Source organism: Marinobacter litoralis (assembly GCF_003336705.1).
Classification (GTDB): domain Bacteria; phylum Pseudomonadota; class Gammaproteobacteria; order Pseudomonadales; family Oleiphilaceae; genus Marinobacter; species Marinobacter litoralis.
Genome location: NZ_QMDL01000003.1, coordinates 427,636 through 444,580, shown reverse-complemented (window position 1 = coordinate 444,580; position 16,945 = coordinate 427,636). Strand labels below are relative to the sequence as shown.

General features: G+C 57.9%; 7 protein-coding genes. 3 read left to right on the top strand and 4 right to left on the bottom strand.

The features are described from left to right. Nucleotides 1-53: 53 nt before the first annotated feature. Nucleotides 54-1,331, bottom strand: coding sequence for a 4-aminobutyrate--2-oxoglutarate transaminase (gene gabT / locus DOQ08_RS11730; RefSeq protein WP_114335105.1), 1,278 nt, complete (start codon nucleotides 1,329-1,331; stop codon nucleotides 54-56). A gap of 187 nt (nucleotides 1,332-1,518) precedes the next feature. Here gabT and DOQ08_RS11725 point away from each other — a divergent pair, with 187 nt between their 5' ends. Further along, the gene (locus tag DOQ08_RS11725) at nucleotides 1,519-3,321 is read left to right on the top strand and encodes an ABCB family ABC transporter ATP-binding protein/permease (protein ID WP_114335104.1); all 1,803 of its coding nucleotides are present in this window, start codon (nucleotides 1,519-1,521) and stop codon (nucleotides 3,319-3,321) included. Here DOQ08_RS11725 and recD read toward each other — a convergent pair. The 3 genes from recD to recC are packed head-to-tail and all read right to left on the bottom strand — an operon-like array spanning nucleotide 3,318 to nucleotide 12,888. After that, nucleotides 3,318-5,576 carry an exodeoxyribonuclease V subunit alpha gene (gene recD / locus DOQ08_RS11720; RefSeq protein ID WP_114335103.1) on the bottom strand — a complete coding sequence of 753 codons (2,259 nt, stop codon included), beginning with the start codon at nucleotides 5,574-5,576 and terminating at the stop codon, nucleotides 3,318-3,320. The genes DOQ08_RS11725 and recD overlap by 4 nt on opposite strands. Beyond that, on the bottom strand, nucleotides 5,573-9,298 hold the full coding sequence (gene recB / locus DOQ08_RS11715) for an exodeoxyribonuclease V subunit beta (protein ID WP_114335102.1): 3,726 nt from the start codon (nucleotides 9,296-9,298) through the stop codon (nucleotides 5,573-5,575). The genes recD and recB overlap by 4 nt, the downstream gene beginning before the upstream one ends. Continuing rightward, nucleotides 9,295-12,888 (bottom strand): exodeoxyribonuclease V subunit gamma, encoded by a 3,594-nt coding sequence (gene recC / locus DOQ08_RS11710; protein WP_114335101.1) that lies wholly within the window; start codon nucleotides 12,886-12,888, stop codon nucleotides 9,295-9,297. Before recC ends, recB begins: the two co-directional genes overlap by 4 nt. Nucleotides 12,889-12,976: 88 nt before the next feature. Between recC and DOQ08_RS11705 the strand changes: the two genes are divergently transcribed. Further along, complete coding sequence (locus tag DOQ08_RS11705) at nucleotides 12,977-14,677, top strand: VRR-NUC domain-containing protein (protein ID WP_227537629.1); 1,701 nt, start codon at nucleotides 12,977-12,979, stop codon at nucleotides 14,675-14,677. Then, the gene (locus DOQ08_RS11700; protein WP_114335100.1) at nucleotides 14,674-16,929 is read left to right on the top strand and encodes an ATP-dependent DNA helicase; all 2,256 of its coding nucleotides are present in this window, start codon (nucleotides 14,674-14,676) and stop codon (nucleotides 16,927-16,929) included. The genes DOQ08_RS11705 and DOQ08_RS11700 overlap by 4 nt, the downstream gene beginning before the upstream one ends. Nucleotides 16,930-16,945: the final 16 nt, after the last annotated feature.

Genomic DNA, 16,945 nt, shown 5'->3' with positions numbered 1-16,945 from the left:
AGATGTAAAAAAAGCCGGGTCATTGCCCGGCGTAATGAGCGCAAACGGGCCTGTCAGGCTCCGGTTTCTTTAAGGCACTCCTCGATGATGTTCAGGCCTTCTTCCAGCACGTCATCCTCGATGGTTACCGGCATCAGAAAGCGTAAGGTGTTGCCAAACATACCGCAGCTGAGAAGGATCAGACCTTTCTCTTTGGCCCTCTTGGTAATCGAGGCGGCAAGCTCTGGTAGCGGTTTACGTGAATCCTTGCTTTCCACCAGTTCGAAAGCCGCCATTGAGCCAAGGTTGCGAACATTATCGACGTGGGCAAACTGGTTTTGCCATTGCTCGAACCGGTTTCTTAAGGTGTCACCCAATCGTTGGCTTTTGCCCAGAATATCTTCTTCCTCGATGACATCGAACACCGCCAACGCCGCCGCGCAAGCGGTGGGGCTTCCGGTGTAGGTACCACCCAGTGAGTTAGGCCCGGAGGCATCCATCACTTGATCGGTGCCAACCACGGCGGAAATCGGCATGCCGTCGGCCATGGATTTGGCCATGGTCATGATGTCCGGCTCCACGCCGCTGTGTTCGATCGCAAACAGCTTGCCGGTGCGTCCAAAACCACTCTGAACTTCATCAACGATTAACAGAATATCGTTGTCATCGCAGAAGTGTCGAAGCGCCTTCAAAAAGCTTGTCGGGGCAGCGTAGAAACCACCCTCCCCTAACACCGGTTCCAGAACAATCGCGGCTGTATCCTGAGCCGGCGAATCGGTTTTCACGGTCATCATCAGGCCGCGCAGCGCTTCCTCCTCGGAGATACCGTGGTAAGGAACAGGATACGGCGCCCGATAAACCAGCCCGGGCATCGGGCCGAAAGAGGTTTGGTAGGGCGCGGCCTTTCCGTTCATGGCCATGGTGAAGAAGGTACGGCCGTGATAGCCGCCATCGAAACAGATGATGTTGGGTTTACCGGTCGCAGCGCGGGCAATCTTCACTGCGTTCTCCAGCGCCTCGGCCCCGGAGTTGGCCAGCATCACTTTAGCGTGGCCCCGAACCGGCGTGACTTCACTCAGCTTCTGGGCGACTTTCACATAGCCCTCGTAGGGCATCACGGTCTGGCATGTGTGCATCAGTTTATCGAGTTGGGCTTTGACCGCGGCCACCACTTTTGGATGGCGATGACCAATGTTGAGGACACCAATGCCCCCGGCAAAATCGATCATTCGTTTGCCATCGGCATCCCACAATTCAGCGTTCAGGGCATGATCGGCAAATTGTTCATTGGGACTGGCAGCTCCTGCAGCGACGTAACGCTCTTTAAGTGCTTGCAGCTCTTGGTTGTTCACGTGTGAATCCCCCTGCGCCTGAGTGACGAATGTCTAACTTCAGTGTAGGAAGTACGTCGCCATCACACAAACCGACCATTGTGAACGGCAGGCACAGGCCGGCGTTCTGAAGTACACTCAGGCGGGCAGCTGGATAAGTTTATCCACAGCCTGATCATTGATTTTGTTCTGAACTTGAGGATGCTCTGTGCGCGCTTACGCCGATAATGATTACCCGGCCGATCACAAACCCGATTGGAAACTGGTTGCCGGGCTGTGGCCTTATCTGGCCGAATTCCGTGGCCGGGTGGTGCTGGCGCTGTCTTTGTTGGTGCTGGCGAAGTTGGCGACCGTCGCCACGCCCATCGCGCTGAAATACATTGTCGACTATCTGGACCAGACCCAGGCCGCCGACATGGTGCTGTGGATTCCGGTGTTCTTGGTGTTGGCTTACGGTGGCCTGCGCTTCGGAAGTACCCTGTTCAGCGAATTGAGAGACGCGGTGTTTGCTCGAGTCGCGGAACGGGCTATGCGGCGCGTGTCTTTACGGGTATTCGAGCACTTACACCAGCGAGAGCTAAGTTTTCATCTGGATCGTAAAACCGGCGGACTGGCACGGGATATTGAACGCGGTACCAACGGTATTAGTTTCTTGTTGCGCTTTACCTTGTTCAACATTGTACCCACGTTGCTGGAAATCCTGATGGTTGCCGGCATTCTGTTGGTCGTCTTCAACGTCGGTTACGTAATGGCCATATTGGTGGCGGTGGTGGTGTACGTGGTGTATTCCATCAAGATCACAGAATGGCGCACCCAATTTGTTCGGGAAGCCAACGCGCGGGACAACGAGTCCAATTCTCGGGCGATCGACAGCCTGCTGAACTACGAGACGGTCAAATACTTCAACAACGAGCGTTATGAGGCAGAGCTGTACGACCAGGATCTGGATAACTGGGAACAGGCACGTCTGAAGAACCGGCTATCACTGGCGGCCCTGAACACCGGCCAGGCGTTGATCATCGGTGTTGCGTTGATTGTCATCATGACGATGGCCGTGCGGGAGGTGGCCAGCGGTGAGATTACCTTGGGCGATTTCACGATGGTGAACGCCTACTTGTTGCAGCTGTTTATCCCGCTGAACGCTTTGGGGTTCGTTTATCGGGAAATTCGTCAGGCCTTGGTAAACGTAGAACGCTTGTTCAAACTGCTTGGGGATAAACCGGCGATTCAGGACGCACCGAACGCCACCGAACTCGTTGTGGATAACTCGGAAGTCCGGTTTGAGCATCTTCATTTTGCCTATCGGGCAGACCGGCCGATTCTTCAGGACGTGAACTTCTCCATTCCGGCTGGCCATACCGTAGCCGTGGTCGGGGCCAGTGGCGCCGGCAAGTCTACCCTCGCCCGTTTGTTGTTCCGTTTTTACGATGTGGATAACGGGCGCATCAGCATTGATGGCCAGGATATCCGGCAAGTGACGCAGGACAGCCTGCGTTCCGCCATTGGCGTCGTGCCGCAGGACACGGTGTTATTCAACGATACCCTCTACAGGAACCTGGCTTATGGCCGCCCGGATGCAACTGAGGAAGAGGTGCATCAGGCTGCTCGGATGGCCCACCTGGAAAACTTTATCCATAGCCTGCCGGAAGGGTACAACACCAAGGTGGGTGAGCGAGGTTTGAAGTTGTCCGGTGGGGAAAAACAACGGGTGGCCATCGCCCGGGTGATTCTGAAGAACCCGCCCATTCTGATTCTGGATGAAGCGACCTCGTCACTGGATTCGTTGTCTGAGCAGGCGATCCTGAGCGCGTTGAAAGAAGTGAGCCAGCAACGCACGACCTTGGTGATTGCCCATAGGCTTTCAACGGTGCGGGATGCCAACACCATACTGGTGATGGATGCGGGCCGTATTGTCGAGAGCGGCAGTCATAACGAGTTGCTGGCCCACGGCGGCTACTACGCTCATTTGTGGGAGCAGCAGCACCGCAGTGATGACGACAGCGAGGCTTAATCCTCGCTGAGGCGCTGGGCCAGACCTGAGGCGCGTACAACCTGTGTTTCAACGCTGTCCTGCAAGACTTTGGCATCGCCAGTGATCAGACTGAACCAGTGCCTGGCTCGAGTAATCCCGGTATACACCAGTTCTTTAGTCAATACCGGGCTGAGCCGGTCGGGGAGCACCAGACAGGTGTGGATAAACTCCGAACCCTGGGATTTATGCACAGTCATCGCGTACACCGTTTCCAGTTGCTGCAGCCGGCTGGGGGAAATCCAGCGGATACCTTCGCTGCTGTCACCACTCGGGAAGGCCACTCGCAGGGTATCTTTGGCATCGCCGTTGGCGGTTTTATCCCAAGGTACACGGAAGGTAATGCCGATATCACCGTTCATCAAGCCGAGGTTGTAGTCGTTCCCAGTCACCAGCACCGGCCGGCCGGGGTACCAGCCCTCCGTCCGTGAAATCAGTTTTTCCGACAGCAGGTGTTGCGCCACCCGATCGTTCAAACCTTCCACGCCCCAGGGCCCTCGGCGCAAAGCACAGAGGATCTGGAAGTCGTTGAAGGCATTCAGTACCCGAAGCGCCAGCGCATCCCATGCTTCGCGGGGACTGTCTGCATTGAGATTATGATCCCGCATCATTTCGAGGTAGTGACGATAGCCCACCGGTGGCAGCAGCACTTCACCGTTCACGACCCTGCCCTTGCCCGCGTTACGAAAAGCCTCCGGTGTTCCGGTAATGGCATGCTGGCAGATGTGATCGAGAGCGCTTTCCAGCTCAGGTTTTTGCGTGTGGCCATTCAGCCAGATCACGTCATCGAACTCGGCTTGGCGCATTTTCTGGCGCATAAAGTTATCCACAGCACCACCATTGACCGCCTCGGACACAGCACGAATGCCACTGCCCTCACCGAAACGGTAACTTTTACGCAGCATTGCCACCGCTTGATCCAAGGCATGGCCTTGGGTGTCGATCAAGGTTTCTGGTATCTGAATACCCGTAATAGCGGCGAGCCAGGCCGCGGTATTTGGCGTGTAATGGCCTGCCTTGGCGCGCTGGCACAATTCACCCAGCACGGCACCGGCATCCACCGAGGCCAGCTGGTCTTTGTCCCCTAACAAGATCAGCTGGGCGTGGGCGGGCAGCGCATCGAATACCGAAGCCATGAGGTCTACATCGACCATGGAGGCTTCATCGATCACCAGAATATCCACCATCAACGGGTTGTCTTGGTTATGGCGGAACTTACGGGAATCCGGGCGGCTCCCGAGTAGCCGATGCAGAGTGGTGACTTTGGTGGGGATATCGTCCAGTACAACTTGGCCGGGCAACTCGGAAAAGGGCAAACGGTTGGCCGCGCCGGCAATGGATTCGTTCAGGCGTGCGGCGGCTTTACCGGTCGGTGCCGCCAAGCGAATGCGGTATTTGCGCCCTGCCCGCTCCGGGGATTCACCCGCGATTGCTTGCAGTGCCGCCAGCAGTTTTACTACCGTGGTGGTTTTACCGGTGCCCGGGCCGCCGGTGATTACCGAGAAGCAGCTGCGTGCAGCCAAGGCACAAGCCAGCTTCTGGTAATCGATGTCTTCGCTTGGAGCGAACAGCGTGTTCAAAGCCTGCGAGAGCGTGCGCGCGGCGGGCGCATCGGGCTTCGCCATTGGGGATGGCAAAGCCAACCGTTGCAAAATGCCCTCGGCAATACGCTGCTCGTAACGCCACAGCCGGCGCAGATAAAGTCGGCCTTCGGTCAGAATCAAAGGTGACATGCGGGTGCCGTCACTGACCGCGAAGGATGCCGACAATGCGGAGACGCAATCCTGCAGGGAGATTCGGGCCAGTAGATCCGCCGGTTTCAGGTGATTCAAATCCAGTGGCATGGCCTGATTCAAGTTATCCACACGGGGCTGCGCCTCGTTGGAAGGTTCCTCCGGGGGAAGCGACAAGGTGGCATCGGCATCGTCCAGCAGAGTGGCCAGATCAATGCACACGTGGCCTCGGCCGACTTGGTGGGAGATCAGTGCCGCCAACAGGAAAACCAGAGGATGCAGCGGCTCACCCTGCTCTTCGGACAAATCCCGAATCAGTCGGGCAAAGCCCAGATCCAGAGGGCGAATCCACTCAGCCTGCTGCCATTGTTCCAGCAGAGCATCGGTTTTATCCACAGTGGCCAACAAGCGCGAGTTATCCACAGTCGGGTTCGAGGCTTCAACCGTGTGCCCGTCTCCCAAATCCATCGTTATCTGGTGTTCATTATTTCGGGTACGGCTCATGCGGCCACCTCCCCTGAAGCAGCGTTGCCATCAAACAAGGCATCCAGTTGCTCGATCAGCGCCTTCGGTGGTTTGTCGACGAACGCGCCACCGGTGGCCGAGTTCACGCCTCGCAGGAACAGATACACTGCGCCTCCAATATGCTGGTCGTAGTCGTAATTCAGCAAACGGGCTGTGAGCAAACGGTGCAGGGCCAGCAGGTAAAGCACGTACTGCAAATCGTAGCGTTTATCCAGAATGGCCTCGCCCATGGCTTGGTCGGTGTAGGCGCTGTCATCTTCACCCAAGGTATTGGATTTATAATCCAGCACGTAATACTGCCCGTTGTGCTCGAACACCAAATCAATAAACCCTTTGATCATGCCGTTGAAGCGTTTTGCCTCGGCCTGTGGTCGGTCGGCGGCGTTGAGCGTGTGTGCTTTAACCAACTCGTCGAGCTTTTGCACATTGACGTTGCGGCTTTCGAACCAGAATTCCAGTTCCGGGCGCAGGCTGGTTAGCCCGGCCAGGCTCACCCGTTCATCGCCCGAACGTTGCAGTGGGATGGGCTGAGTCATCAGCGCCAGCAGCCAGTGCTGCAAGGGTTCAACCCAATCACTCCAGCCGCGAGTACTGCAGCGGCGGGTCAGTTGCTCCCGCAGTTGCTCGGGGTTATCCACAACCCACTGGAAGCCGTGGTGGGTGCACCACTCCAACAGCTCATGCAGGAAGGTGCCGGGTCCCGCGCCTTTCGGAAAGTGGTGATGGTTGCGCTGGTCTGTCACCACTGCAGTGTCTTCCTCGGTATTCTGGGCGCTTTCTTCCAGCAGGTTCTGGGTTTCAGCGTCTTCAACCTCACCGGTGAACACAATGCCGGTGCCGGCCATACCGGTGTATTCGATCGACGAATAGCTGGCAATCCACCAGTCTTCTTTGGCTTCCCGGCTGGAAACCAGTGCCGGACCAAGCGCTTCCGGTGCCTGTTCGGTGTAGAGCGTGTCTTCCGGCTCCGGTAGCGGAGTGACGGTAATCTCCGGCCTGCCCTCAGCCAAGGTGTTCAGGCACTGGCCGATGCTTTCTGCCCCGCTGCCGGATATCAGGTATCCCAATCCGCTTTGTTGCCAGTTGTCGAGGGCTGCGGCGCCCACCCAAGTGGCGAACCTTGCCCGGGTCAGCGCTACGTAGATCTTACGGATGTCTTCACCCAAGCGTTCCTGATCGGCTTTGGCGACATCCTCGGCACTCGGGTCGAATACGGTGATCAGTTTGTTGTCGCTGTCGTGGTAGCTGACAAACGACTGCTTTTCGCTCTGGGCCCGGTAGGCGGTGCCAAAGGGCAGGAACACCAAGGGGTATTCCAGTCCTTTGGACTTATGCACAGTAATCACTTTCACTAAGGCGGCATCGCTTTCGAGTCGCAGTGTGCGGTGTTCATCTTCCTCGTCGGCAGCGCGAAGAATCTGCGTGAAATGGTGTACCAGCGCGTGTTCGCCGTCCAGTTGCAGGCTGTCTTGTTGCAGCAGTTCGGCAATGTGCAGAATGTCGGTCAACCGGCGCTCGCCATCGGGCCGTTGGAGCAAACGTCCGGGCACTTCAAAATCCATCAGGAAGCTGCGCAGCATCGGCAGCACGCCTTGGTTCTGCCATTGCTGTTGATAACCGATAAAGCGCTCTATTTCTCGTTCCAGCACCAACTCATCGGTGAGCAACTGGTTCATCGCCTGCCAGGATTGACCCAAAGTGGGGGTTGCCAGCGCAGCCCGGATGTAAGCCAGTTGCCGGGGTTCGGCAAAGGCTCGCAACCACGACAACACTTCTTTGGCTTCCGGCGATGTCAGCACCGAGCCCCGGTCGGACAAGTACACGCTTTTGATGCGCCGGCGGCCCAGTGCATCGCGAACGGCACTGGCTTCATCCCGGTTGTTGACCAGCACGGCAATGTCTTGCGGGCTGACCGGTTCCAGATCGTTCGGATCATCCTGCAACACAAAACCAGCCTTCTGGCCCTGCCCCAGAGTTAGCAGGCGCGCGATTTCACTGGCACAGGTTTCGGCGATATCGGCGGTGGCGGTGCCTTTGGCGATCGCTTTGGGGCTGCCGTCTTTATGGGTATCGCCGGACTCGTGGGTCCAGAATATCAGGCTGGGTTGAGGTTCTCCGGTCACCGACCACACCCGTTTGGTGCCGTTGGCCGCGACACCCTGAAACGGTAAGGGGGAGGTATCGCCCTGACCAAACAGGAAGGCACCGTTGCGGCTGTGTTGGTCGCTGTATTCGAACACCCGGTTTACCGCAGACACCATGGTTTGTGCAGAGCGGAAGTTTGTCCCCAACGTGTAGGTACGGTCTTGCACCCCCAGACGGGCTTGCAGATAGGTATAGATATCCGCGCCGCGGAAGCCGTAGATGGCTTGTTTCGGGTCTCCGATCATCAGCAGGCAGGTATCCGGGTGGTTCTCTTCAACCCGGTAAATACGGTCGAAAATCCGGTACTGAACCGGGTCGGTATCCTGAAATTCATCAATCAATGCCACCGGAAACTGGCGGCGAATGGTGGCGGCCAGTTGTTCGCCCCGGGGGCCGTGCAGGGCATCGTCGAGCCGGGTCAGCAGGTCGTCGAAGCCCATTTCCGAACGTTTCTGTTTTTCATCTTCCAGGCGTTGCGCAATCCAGTGACTGGCGTGGCGCAGGATGTCGGATTTCGCGCTGGGTTGGTTCTGGCCGAATTCGATCAGTTCTTCAAGCGCGTCGAACGCCGGATGATACGGGGCCGGGTCGTCACCTTTCAGGATGTTATCCAACCCTTCGGGGGTCTGGTTTTTGAAGCCCGCGGCTGAGTCCAGCTTCTCCGGCAGCAAGTCGTTGGAGCCAGCCCAATCCACCAAGGTGTCCCAGACTTTCAGCATGGCGTTCTTGCTGCCACCGTGTAGCCGCTTGTTCTTGTTGAGCTCGTTCAGTAGATCGGCTACTTCCCCCTGCCACTTGGCCCAGTCATAGCGTTTCAGCGCGTTTGACTGGTTTTCTCTTTCGGTGACGGCCTGTTCGATGGCGTTATGCACATCTGCGGGTGGCGTGCCGAGGCTTTCGGGATCGCCGATTAGGTTGCGGACGGCCGTGCGAAGATCCGTGGGGGTTTTCCAATGGCTCAGGGCTTCATCCATCAGTGCCGGCGGTAGTGGGTAAACAAAGGTACGCCAGTAATCCCGGGCGACCTCGTCCAACAACTCGCTCTGGTCGGTTTCCAGCGTAAGTTTGAACAGACTGCCACTGTCGAAAGCGTGCTCGCTCAACATGCGATTGCAGAAGCCGTGGATGGTGGATACGGCGGCTTCGTCCATCCATTCGGCGGCGAGCAGCAGTTTTTTGCGGCAGTCGGGCCAGCTGGCCGGGTCTGGATAGCTGTCGTCCCGAAGCTTGTGGATAAGTGCCGTTTCCGGTGATGGCTCAAGGCTGGCGGCGTGCTCGGAAAACACCTCGGCGGCCTGGGTCAGCCGGGTGCGGATACGGTCCCGGAGTTCTTTGGTGGCGGCTTCGGTAAAGGTCACCACCAACAGGTTCGGTGGCAATAGATCTTGCAACGGGCTTTGCTCTATCTGACCGTGACCCAGCACCAAGCGCACATACAAAATGGCGATGGTAAAGGTTTTCCCGGTACCGGCACTGGCTTCGATCAGGGCGCTGCCGTTCAGGGGCAATGCCAACGGGTCGAGATTGGGATTTCGGTTGTTCGTTTGCTCTGTCATTCCATGCTCTCGATCTGTTCAGCCGCGGACTTGCCCTGCTCTGCTTCCCACAGGGGGACATATAAGTCGTGCAGGAGCGCTTCAAATTCCCCACTGGCCATGAGTGATTCCGGCGTTTCGAAAGCACCGCGCAGGTAGCCGGTGTCTCTGGTCAAAGCGGTGGTGTAGGCGTTCTCGGCTTCATCAATGGCGCGTTCGTGATCGCCCACGTACTTTTTGCCGCCGTAGAAACTGGTGACCCAGGCAAAACCGGCGTCGCAGTGAATCGGTAAGGCCCGGGTGGTGGCTTCCATCCAGCGTTTCAGGACGGTGTCAAAGCGGTGCTTGGCCGTTTCGGGTGTCATCGGGGCAAAGCTGAACTTACGGTCTTCTTCCTTACCCAGAATCAGCGTTGCAAACGGTTGGCCGCTGAGCTGTCCGGCCAGATGGATCAGCCAGTCCCGCATCAGGTTGGCGTAGCGCACTTTCTTGCTGTAACCGGAACCGGTCAGCAAACTGGAGCTGGCCACCACCAGTCGGCACAGATCGCCGTTGGCATTGCGGCGCAGGCCATCAATCAGGTCGGCCACTTCCACGGTGCCGGTGGACTGTTTAAACGCGTAGTTGAAGGCCAAGGGTTCAGCCACGGCTTCGGGCCATTCCGCCAGCGCGCTTTGGTAGCGCCCGAACAGGTTCGGCAAGCGCCCGGACAGTTCGCTGCGTAGTCGGTGTTCGGTCACGCCCATGCCGAGGTCACCCCGCCGGGCCATGCGGTCCAGCGTGGTTTCCAGCCGATCGTGCAGTTCTTCTTCGGTGCCGGCTTTGAGCAGGCTTTGCTGGATCAGTTCGTTGTCCAGACGCCAACGGTCCAGCCCGTTCAGGTCGAAGTTTTCGTTGTCGGTGTCGTCGTTTTCCACCTCTTCAAAGCGTACCTGCAGGCGGCGTTGATAGAAGGTTTCGATGGGCTTTTTCAGAAAACCGGCCAGGTCGTTCAGGCTGATGGGCTCTTCCGGTGCCTGATACGGCAATGGGGTTTGAGTGTGTGCTGCCGGTTCCACCCCGTGGGCGCTGCGCCATTCCCGTTCATAGGTAAACAGGTTGCGGCTTTCCAGCACCTCCACCAAGGGCTTTGCGGTGTCTTCCAAGATATTTTCCCGGGCGTTGGCCTTGGGGAAATAGTCGCGGCTGAAGGGCTGCAACGGGTGTTGGGTGGTCAGTGCTTTCGTCACCGTCTTGTTCGGTTGCCCCGCCACTGTCCACAGGCTGTCGAGGTGATCCTGAAGCTGGCCCACCAGCACCGATGGTGGCCGCTCGGAGTCGTCTTTGATGCTGCGCCCTACCCAGCTGATGTAAAGCTGTTCGCGGGCTGATAGCAAAGCTTCCAAAAACAAATAGCGGTCGTCCTCGCGGCGGGAGCGATCTCCCGGGCGGTAGTCTTGGGCCATCAGATCAAAATCCACAGGTGGCCGCGAGCGAGGGTAGTCGCCGTCGTTCATCCCCAGCAGGCACACCTTGCGGAAGGGAATTGCCCGCATGGGCATCAAGGTGGCGAAGTTGACCTTGCCGGCCAGGAAGCGCTGGTTCAGACCACCTTCGTCCAAGCCGGACAGCAGCACGTCTTTGACGATGTTCAACGGCAATGATTGCTCGTTTAGCCCGGCCGCCAGTGCATTTTCCAGCCATTGCTCCAGATGCCGCCGGAAGCGGTTAAGCAGCAACAGATCACTGCCTTCCACTTTGTGGAAAAACTGCTCCAGCATGTCCGAGAAAAGCGTTTCCCACTGCTCAGGGGTGCGTTGGGTTTGCAGGGCCTGCCACAAGGTTTCCAGTTGATGCACAAAGTCACCGAGCCGGCCGGCCAGATCGGCTTGCAGACCACCGATTTCGCCATAGGGCTCTACGCCGGCCCATGGGTCGTCCTCACCCATGCCGTAACCCAGCAGCATGGACCTAAGCCCGGATTGCCAGGTATTGCGATCCAGTTCTGCGGGTAAATCAAGACTTTCCCGGTGCTGACCGTGCAGGCCCCAGCGGATGTTGGCGCCTTCCACCCAGCGCCGCGCCAGTGGAATGTCGTCTTCGTGGATGCCGAAGCGATCACGGATACCGGGGACTTCCAGCAGGCTGATGATTTCACTCACACCGAAGCGACTGCGGGGCAACGACATCAGCGTTTCCAGTGCGATCAACACCGGTTCGTGGTGGCGCTGCCCTTGGTCAGAAATGGTGAACGGAATGTGGCGTTTACGACCGGGCTGGTAACGGCCAAACACCGCCTGAATATGTGGGGCGTACACGTTGATGTCGGGCACCATCACGATGACATCGCGGGGCCGAAGGTTGGGGTCGGCATTGAACGCTGCCAGCAATTGGTCGTGCAGTACTTCCACCTCACGCTGGGGGCTGTGGGCTTCGTGAAAGGCAATGGAATAATCCCGGGTAAGGTCCAGCTCGCGGGCTTGCTCACGAATTTCCTGCAGCGGGGTCAGGTTATAGATGTCATTCTGCAGTTGGTTTAACAGGCTGGGGGCCTCCCCGTTGCCGTGCTCCGAGAAGATATCGATTTTCTGGTCCGGGGTCTGGAAGCTGCTGCGATATTCCTCCGGGTTGTCGAATTCGTCCAGCAGGCGAATATAGTCCCGGCCTTGTTTGCCCCAAGCCGCCAGTAACGGGTTGGCGTGTTGGTGCAGTTGGTCTTTATCATCAATCTGCGACAGTACCGGATGGGCTAGGCCCCGCTTACGGTTGGCGCGAAGCAGTTCCCGGTCGCTGATGATATCGGCCCAGTAAAACTGGCTGGGGTTGTGCACACACAGCACCACCTGACTAAAACGGCTAAGCACGTACAGTGCTTCCAAAGCCTGTCGCGGCAGTGAGGAAACGCCAAACACAACGATGCGTTTGGGCAGTCGGGCCGGGTTAGCGGGCGTGGTGATGCGCTGGCCCTGCTCCATAAAACGAGTGTGAATTTGCGAACGGCTGGTACGTGAGGCTTCGCCGACATCTTCCACCAGCTTGCGCCACAACAACGGCTGCCAGAGAGTTTCCGTTGTCAGTGGTTTTTCTTCGCCTCTGGGCGTAATGAGAACATCCCGGCCCTGCTCCCAAGCAGCGAGCCAGTCAGCGCGGAAGACCTGATATTGGTCGAACAGATCGGCCACTTTTTCAGCCAACTGGAAGTTGCGCAGCTCGGTGTCGGTGCCGTCCAGAAAACGGGCTAGCGGAGTGAAGGCTTCGTCTTGCCCGACCAGTTCGGGTAAAAGCCGGTATAACCGCCACACCAGCCGGCTTTTATCGAAGGGTGATTGCTCGGGTACTTCGCCGTCCGGTAACACGGCCCGGTACGCTTGCCAGATAAAACGAGCCGGGAATAGAAAGTCCATTCCGGCAGCAATACCCAGCCCGCCTTCGACGCCGTCTTCGGTGCGTTTTTCGGCCAGTGCCAGCTTCAACCATTGGGCAATGCCGTTGCTTTGCACCAGAAACGTTTCGCTTTGCAGCGGCGGCATCGGATTTTGCCGGCAGATGTACACCACCGCCCGGCGCAGATCTTCCAGATGGTTGGCGTGGATGGCGTGAAAGCCGGGTTCAATACTGTTGGTCTCAGGCATACCAGTGTTATCTTGATTCCGGAAAATGGGTCTGGGTGACAGGTTACCCCAAACCCGAGTTTGTTTCGTTAGGCAGGATATCCCTTTCATGCGACAAATGCGGTCGTATCCGACCACGGCGGATCTTGAGAACCCGTTGTACTACCTGGAAAACATGAACACCTTGGTGGACTGGGTGGCTGCGCATCACAGCGATCTCCTGACTGAATTCGAGCGCGCGCGGCTGGCGAGTTTCCGAGCGCTACCGGTGGCGGCGCGGGCGCTACTGACTCGCATGGTGATGCGCACCGGTGACTTGTTCCGTGTGGATAAGTTGAATTACCCGGAACTGCCGCAGCCGGAAACCGACGCCGTGGCGGAGCTGATCGCTGAGCAATGGCTGGAGCCTGCCCCGTTGCTGGGCTTAGAGGATGTGTTTCGGTTGTTTACCCTCGCCGAACTTCGGCCGCTGTTTGCAGACTGGCTGGCGCAGAACCGCTTGCCCAAAAGCTTACCCAAAGCCCAGCTTCGTGAGGCCCTTGCCGCCACCTTGCCCGAACCTGAGCCGGTTCACCGCTGGTTTGATCAACCGGTGCCGCAGGTGGTGCAAGTACAGGATATGGCTCTGTTCGATCGCATTCGCCTGATGTTCTTCGGCAACCTGCGCCAAAGCTGGACCGACTTCGTGTTGGTGGAGCTGGGCGTACAGCAATTTGAGACGGTGCCCTTTACCCCCGAATCCCGGGCCTTCCAGCACCGGGCCGAGGTGGACAGCTACCTGCAGATGCATCAGTGCCGGGAGCGCTTGGATGCTGGTGAGGCGGCAGAAGAGGTTTGGCCGGATATTTCAGCGCCTGTGGATAACTCATGGTTAGCCAGCCGCCGAAACCGCCTGTTGTTGGAACTGGGCCGACAGGCTGAGCGGCAAGGCAATTCAAAACTAGCATTGCAGGCTTGGGCCGCCAGCGGGCACCGGGAAGCCAGGCTCAAGCAGTTACGATTGTTGGAACGCCTGAAACGGTTCGAGGAGGCCTGGGCCATCGCCGGGCAGTGGCAAACCGGCAAACTGAGCGATGCCGAAACTCAAGGACTGGAGCGGATTCTGAAACGGCTGGCACCGAAAATGGGCGCACCGAAACCACAGGTGCCGACCAAGCCGTTGATCCGGGAAATAACGGTCACCCTCCCGAAACCGGATAGCGGCACGGTTGAGCAAGCGGCTTTGGCGCACCTAACCAGCGAAAGTGCCCCGGTGTTCTATGTGGAAAATACACTGATCAATGCCCTGTTCGGCTTGCTGTGTTGGCGGGTGATTTTCAAACCCATCGCTGGCGCGTTTTTTCACCCCTTCCACATCGGCCCGGCAGACCTGACTCGAGAAGACTTTGTCGCCCGCCGACAAACGGAGTTCGACCAGTGCTTTGCGCTGCTGGAAACGGAGGCTTATCGACGAATCATCCGTGAAACCTTCAAAGCGAAACAGGGTCTTGCTAACCCGTTTGTCGCGTGGCCGGTGGTCACCGAAGACTTGCTGGAATTGGCCATGGAGTGTATCCCGCCGGCCCATCTCAGAGCGCTGTTTGACCGGCTGCTAACCAATGTGAAGGAACACCGCAGCGGCTTCCCGGATTTGATTCGTTTTATCCCCAACGGAGAAGCCCCTGAACACCGTTATGAAATGATTGAAGTGAAAGGCCCCGGCGACCGACTGCAGGATCACCAACGCCGCTGGCTCGCTTTTTTCGACCAGCAAGGCATACCCGCCAGCGTGTGTTACGTGCGTTGGCAGGATGCGGGGGGGAGTTCATGAAGGTAGCCGTTCGTACCCTGTGCGAGTTCGCTGCTCGCCACGGCGATCTGGACTTCCGCTACACCCCGGCCCCCAGCGCGGAAGAAGGCATCGCGGGCCATCAAACGATTCAGGATAACCGCGGTTACGGCTACAAAAGCGAGTATTCACTTACCGGAAAGTGCATGGGTTTAAAGCTATCCGGAAGAGCTGACGGTTATAACCCGCACAACGGCCGGCTGGAAGAAATCAAAACTCACCGGGGTGATGTGTCCCGTATACGCGAGCACCAACGGGCACTGCACCGAGCCCAATTGCGGGTTTATGGAGCTCTGTTATGCCGACAGGAAAAGCGCAAAAAGCTGGAGTTGGCGTTGGTCTATTTCGACATCGGCAAGAGCAAAGAAACCACACAGGTAGAAACTGCCAGTGCCGACGAGCTGTGGCTGGAACTCGAAGCTCTATGCACCCTGTATAAAGCCTGGGCCGAGCAGGAAGAACATCATCGGGAACAGCGCAATGCGTTGTTGGCCGAGCTGACCTTCCCCTTCCCGGACTTCCGTCCACGCCAGCGGCAGCTGGCGGAAACCGTCTACAAGAATGCCGTGAAAGGTGAAACCTTATTGCTGGAGGCGCCCACCGGACTGGGTAAAACCTTGGGCACCCTATTCCCGGCGTTAATGGCGATGCCCGCCGCAGGACAGGATCGGCTGTTCTACCTCACCTGCCGCAACACCGCTCGGCAACTGGCACTGGATGCTGTGGATAAGTTGCGTTCGGCCCAAGACCCGTTGCAGCCCTGGCCCCTGCGTACACTGGAACTGGTATCCAAAGACGACGCCTGTGAGCACCCGGACAAAGCCTGTCACGGCGATTCCTGCCCGCTGGCGAAAGGTTTTTTCGACCGTTTGCCAGATGCGCGGGCCGAAGCCGTTCAAAGCAAAAGTCCGCTAACTCAAGATGTTTTGCAGCAAATCGCTGCAGGTCACGACATTTGTCCTTATTTTCTGGCTCAAGAAATGGCCCGTTGGAGCGATCTGGTGATCGGCGATGTAAACCGGATGTTCGACCAATCCGCCTTGCTCCACGGTTTGATCCGCCAAAACAACTGGAAAGCCAGTGTGCTGGTGGACGAAGCCCATAATCTGGTGGACCGTGGCCGCGGCATGTACTCGGTACGCCTGGACCAGCATCGCTTGCTGAAGGTTAAGAAAACCGCGCCCAAACCGCTGAAGTCGGCTTTGGACCGAACCGCCCGCGCGTGGCAGAGTCTGATTCGTGATCATGGCGATCAGGACCAGCCGGTGTTTCTGGCTACCCTACCCTCACAGTTGTTGGGGGCCTTGCAGGCGATGGTGTCCACCATCACCGATTACCTCGCCGACAACCCGCCCGACCTCCCGTTGCAAGAAGTGATGTTTGAAAGCGTGGCCTTTATGAAGCTGGCGGACAGTTTCGGGGATCACTCGCTGTGTGAATTTCAGCGCAGTGGTCGTGGACGGGCCAGTTTAACGTTACAGAATCTGATTCCTGCCGATTACCTTCGCGAGCGCTTTGCCGATGCCCACTCGGTGCTGCTGTTCTCCGCCACCCTAAGCCCCGGCGTTTATTACCGGGACCTGCTGGGTATGACGGAAGATGCCCGGTTTACCTCCCTGCCCAGCCCGTTCAGCGCCGAGCAACTGCAAGTAAACTTTACCCCCGGCATCAGCACTCGGCAGGTTCACCGAGAGGCTTCGTTGCAACCCATTGCGGAGGTGATTGCCAGCCAGTACCGGCAACGCCCCGGCCACTACCTGGCGTTCTTCAGCAGCTTTAAATACGCCAAAGAAGCCAGTGATGCCTTGGCGGAACACGCCCCGGATATTCCCCAGCGCAGCCAGCAACCGGGCATGACTGCGGAACAGCGGCGCGAATTTCTGGCGGGGTTCCAGAAGCCGAATGGCGGCGTGGCATTCGCGGTATTGGGCGGGGTGTTCAGTGAAGGCATTGATCTGCCCGGAGACCAGTTGATCGGTGCCTTCGTCGCCACCTTGGGCCTGCCGCCCTTCGACGCTTGGCACGAAATCCTGAAAACCCGACTGCAGCAGCGGTTTGGCAATGGCTACGAATACACCTACCTCATTCCCGGCTTACAGAAAGTTGCGCAAGCAGCGGGACGGGTGATTCGAACACCGGAAGACCAAGGAGTGATCTGGCTCATAGACGACCGATTTCTGAAGCCGTCAGTTAATCGGTTGCTGCCGGGCTGGTGGTTTCCTGAGCCGTTCTGAACTTTGTTATGTTTTG

What these genes read in the sequence shown, in the direction of transcription:
- recD (WP_114335103.1), bottom strand. Translation starts at nt 5,576, where the DNA reads ATGAGCCGTACCCGAAATAATGAACACCAGATAACGATGGATTTGGGA.
- recB (WP_114335102.1), bottom strand. Translation starts at nt 9,298, where the DNA reads ATGACAGAGCAAACGAACAACCGAAATCCCAATCTCGACCCGTTGGCA.
- recC (WP_114335101.1), bottom strand. Translation starts at nt 12,888, where the DNA reads ATGCCTGAGACCAACAGTATTGAACCCGGCTTTCACGCCATCCACGCC.
- DOQ08_RS11705 (WP_227537629.1), top strand. Translation starts at nt 12,977, where the DNA reads ATGCGACAAATGCGGTCGTATCCGACCACGGCGGATCTTGAGAACCCG.
- DOQ08_RS11700 (WP_114335100.1), top strand. Translation starts at nt 14,674, where the DNA reads ATGAAGGTAGCCGTTCGTACCCTGTGCGAGTTCGCTGCTCGCCACGGC.